This is a genomic window from Hyalangium sp., from assembly GCF_035629615.1.
Lineage (GTDB): Bacteria > Myxococcota > Myxococcia > Myxococcales > Myxococcaceae > Hyalangium.
This window is the reverse complement of record NZ_DASPHO010000878.1, coordinates 1-3,830: the sequence shown is the minus strand read 5'-3', so window position 1 is coordinate 3,830 and position 3,830 is coordinate 1. Positions and strand designations below refer to the sequence as shown.

General features: G+C 69.5%; 4 protein-coding genes. All 4 read left to right on the top strand.

What is annotated here, in order from left to right; all coding sequences use genetic code 11:
• Window positions 1-1,173, top strand: a 1,173-nt coding sequence (locus tag VD972_RS43900; RefSeq protein ID WP_324995832.1) for a serine/threonine-protein kinase, incomplete at its 5' end; no start/stop codon positions are given.
• 126 nt (window positions 1,174-1,299) lie between these two features.
• Window positions 1,300-1,707, top strand: coding sequence for a (deoxy)nucleoside triphosphate pyrophosphohydrolase (locus tag VD972_RS43895; RefSeq protein WP_324995830.1), 408 nt, complete (start codon window positions 1,300-1,302; stop codon window positions 1,705-1,707).
• A gap of 1 nt (window position 1,708) precedes the next feature.
• On the top strand, window positions 1,709-2,650 hold the full coding sequence (locus tag VD972_RS43890; RefSeq protein ID WP_414654240.1) for a hypothetical protein: 942 nt from the start codon (window positions 1,709-1,711) through the stop codon (window positions 2,648-2,650).
• Window positions 2,651-2,785: 135 nt separating this feature from the next.
• Window positions 2,786-3,830: ATP-dependent metallopeptidase FtsH/Yme1/Tma family protein (locus tag VD972_RS43885; protein WP_324995834.1), on the top strand; the 1,045-nt coding region annotated here is incomplete at its 3' end.

Genomic DNA, 3,830 nt, shown 5'->3' with positions numbered 1-3,830 from the left:
CCCGTGCTCCTGCAGTCCGGTCGCACGACGTATGAGCTCATTCGTCCGCTGGAGCACACCTGGCACGGTGAGCTGCTGCTGGCCCGGCGTCACTTCGACGCGAACACGGGCGACTACGTCGTGCTCAAGCGGCTGAGCCGGGACTGCCGGGAGGAGGACTACCGGCGCCTCATGGAGGAGGTGGCCATCACCGCCCGGCTGCGGCACCCCAGTATCGCGGGGATGCACGATCTGGAGGGCTCGGCGGGAGACCCCTACCTCGTGCTGGAGTACGTGGAGGGGAACCGGCTCGACACGATCCTCGAGCTCGCGACGCAGGCGGGCAAGCCGCTCACCGAGGCGTTCGCCTGCTACGTGGGGGCCGAGGTGGCTGACGCGCTTCACCACGCCCACCTGCTCACCTCCGAGCAGGGGCGCTGGCTGCGTCTGGTCCACCGCAACGTGGCGCCGAGCACCATCATTGTCGGCAGCCAGGGGCAGGTGAAGCTCACCGACTTCGGGGCCGTCTGGTCCTCGCAGCCGGAGCGCCAGCCCACGGAGGATGACGCGATGCCCGGCAACCTCGCGTACGCCTCGCCCGAGCTGACGCGCAAGGCGGCGATCGACGGGCGCGCCGATCAGTTCTCCCTGGCCGCCGTGCTCCTGCACCTGCTCACGGGCCGGCCGCTCATCGAGGGCTCCGATCGCGTCACCCAGGAGCTGCGCGAGCTGCGGCAGCGCATGGAGGAGGCCGTGGCGCTGGGGAGTGGGGATCGGGCCGCGGTCGCGCTCGTGGTGGAGCTCCGGGGGCGGATCCGCAAGCTCACGTGGGCATTCATCGAGCAGATCCGCGCGTTGAGCTCGCGGGATGTCGCCGAGGCCACACGCACCCTGTCCACGGGGCTGCGCCCCATCCTCCGCAAGGCCCTGGCCCCAAACAAGACGGACCGCTACCCCTCGTGTGAAGACTTCGGCCGCGAGCTGCGCCTGCACCTGTGGCGCATCGGACAGCTCTACGGCCGGCGGGAGGCGGAGCGCGAGGTGGCGGCCTTGAGTCGGCGTGGCCGGGCCCGCAGCGCCTCCGCCAGGGCCGCCTCCGCTCCAGCGGCGCGCCGGGCGGGAGGCGCTGCCTCCGGGCGGCGGGGTGCTTCCTCGGCGGAGGGGCGTCGCAAGCGGGAGACACCTCCCCGGTGAGCGGGAGGCAGGCGGGGTAGCACTCCCCGAGGAGCGTGCGCAGGCTTTGACGGTGATTGGCGGCGGGCGGACGCTGTGTTAGGCCGCCCCTCCCCCCTCCGAGGTGTCGAGGAGACAGGAGAACGTATGGGTCGCCGTCAGATCCGGGTCGTCGGAGCGATGCTCCAGAACGACGAAGGGCGCTACCTCATCACCCAGCGCCCGCCCAAGGCCACGCTGCCGCTGCTGTGGGAGTTTCCAGGCGGGAGGGTGGAAGAGGGAGAGACCGATCCCCAGGCGCTCGCGCGGGAGATCCGCGAGGAGATGGGGGTGGACGTCATCGTGCTCGAGCAGGCGATGCACACGCACCACGAGTACCCGAAATATGACATCGACTTCCGGGTCTTCCGCTGCCGCCTGAGCGACCCGACGGCCACCCTCCAGCACCTGCGCGTCAACGATCACCGCTGGGTGACGCTCGAACAGATGTCGCAGTACCAGTTCCCGGACGCGGACGCGAAGACGCTGGCGAAGCTGCTCGATCTGGAAGCCTGACGTGCTGCGACGCCTGGCCCCGGTGTTGCTGCTCGCTTTCCTGCTGTGTGCCTGCTCGAGCCCCAAGCCGGTGTCACCTCAGCCGGAGGTGGCCCCGGATGCGGGCATGGCCTACGCGCCCGCCGTCGGAGTGCCTGGCTGCCTCCTCTATAGCGAGCCCCGGCAGACGGGCACCGTGCCCCCCGAGCTGGGCGAGCTGTCAGGGCTGGCCGCCAGCGCCCGGCACCCGGGCTTGTTCTGGGCCCACAACGACTCGGACAATGCCTTCCGTGTGTATGGCCTCGAGGACAGCGGGAAGATCCGCGTCACCCTCACGCTGACGGGCGCCACACCCAGGGATCTCGAGGACATCGCCGTGGGCCCGTGTGAGGCCCGGGCAGAGGGCCCCTGGTGCCTGTACCTGGCGGACACTGGAGACAACTTCCAGCGCAGGCCGGCGGTGCGCCTCTACCGGGTGCCGGAGCCGGAGCTGCTGGAGGATGCCACCCTCCCCGTGGAGACGCTGGCGTTCACCTACCCGGACGGTCCCCACAACGCGGAGTCCCTCCTCATCGACGCGCGCTCGGGCCGCCTGGCCGTCATCACCAAGACGCCGGACTCGCTGGGAGACATGTACGCGCTGGATGGCCTGAGTCCCCAGCAGACGGTGAAGGCCGTGAAGCTGGGGACACTGCGCGCACCGCAGGATGTCGATCGGTTGACGACGGGAGCCGATCTCCACCCCTCGGGCGAGCGGTTGCTGCTGCGCACCTATACCCGCGTCTGGGAGGTGCGACGCCCCCAGGCCCAGAGCCTGGAGGAGCTGATTGCGGGACAGGTGGCCGAGGTGCCCGGCGCCAGCCAGGCCCAGGCCGAGGCCATCGCGCTGACAGAGGGTGCGCGTGGCTACCTGCTCGGCTCTGAGTTCGCGGGTCAACCGTTGTACCGCACGGACTGCCGTTGACCTGACGTTCTCATGACAACAACCCAAGAGGCACGTCGGGTTGACGGGCTGGCGCTGGTGACCATCTTTGCCCGGCAGGTGTGACGCCTCGCCACATTGCGCGCGAGGCCGTGGGGAGGGGCGAGCGTGCCGACGATGAAGCAGCAGGATCCAACACCTCTGGGTGGGCCAGGCCTCAAGGGCCGTAAGCCGGAGAAGCCAACGACACCGGGCAAGGGCTTCAGGTTCGGCTCACCGCTGGGCTACATCCTCCTGCTCGTGCTGGGCTTCCTGTTGTTCCGCAATGTCTTTCAGGACGCGGGGGTCCGCCGGGTCAGCTACAGCCAGTTCCGGGAGGCGGTGGAGTCGGATCAGTTTACCCGTGTCCAGATCTCCCCTGAGTGGGTGAAGGGTTTCCTCAAGGACAATGCCGCGCCGCCTCCGCCGCAGCCTGGGCAGGATCGGGCGCTGCGTGGCGAGCTCAACGCGCTGCCGTGGATGGCCTACCGGGTCTCTGGGGACGACGCGCTCGTGGAGCTGCTGGATGAGAAGGGGATCCAGTACGAGGCGGTGCCGCAGTCCGGCTTCTCCGAGGTGTTGTGGATCTGGCTGATCCCCATGGGGCTCGTGCTGCTCTTCTGGAGCTTCATGATGCGGCGGGTGACCGGGGGCATGGGCCAGGGGCCACAGAGCGTGATGAGCTTTGGCAAGACGCGCGCGAAGGTGCAGGCCGAGGTCGACACCGGCGTGGGCTTCAAGGACGTGGCCGGCGTGGACGAGGCCGTGGACGAGCTGCGCGAGATCGTCGAGTTCCTCAAGACGCCGGAGAAGTTCCGTCGCCTGGGCGGCCGCATCCCCAAGGGGGTGCTGCTGGTGGGCCCTCCGGGCACCGGCAAGACGCTGCTGGCCCGGGCCGTGGCGGGCGAGGCGGGTGTCCCCTTCTTCAGCCTCTCCGGTTCCGAGTTCGTGGAGATGTTCGTCGGCGTGGGTGCCGCGCGAGTGAGGGACTTGTTCGCCCAGGCCGGCGCCAAGGCCCCGTGCATCATCTTCATTGACGAGCTGGACGCCATCGGCAAGAGCCGCAACGCGGGCATCGCCGGCGGCCATGACGAGCGCGAGCAGACGCTCAACCAGCTGCTCGTCGAGATGGACGGGTTCGACTCGAACCGCGGCGTCATCCTCATGGCGGCGACCAACCGGC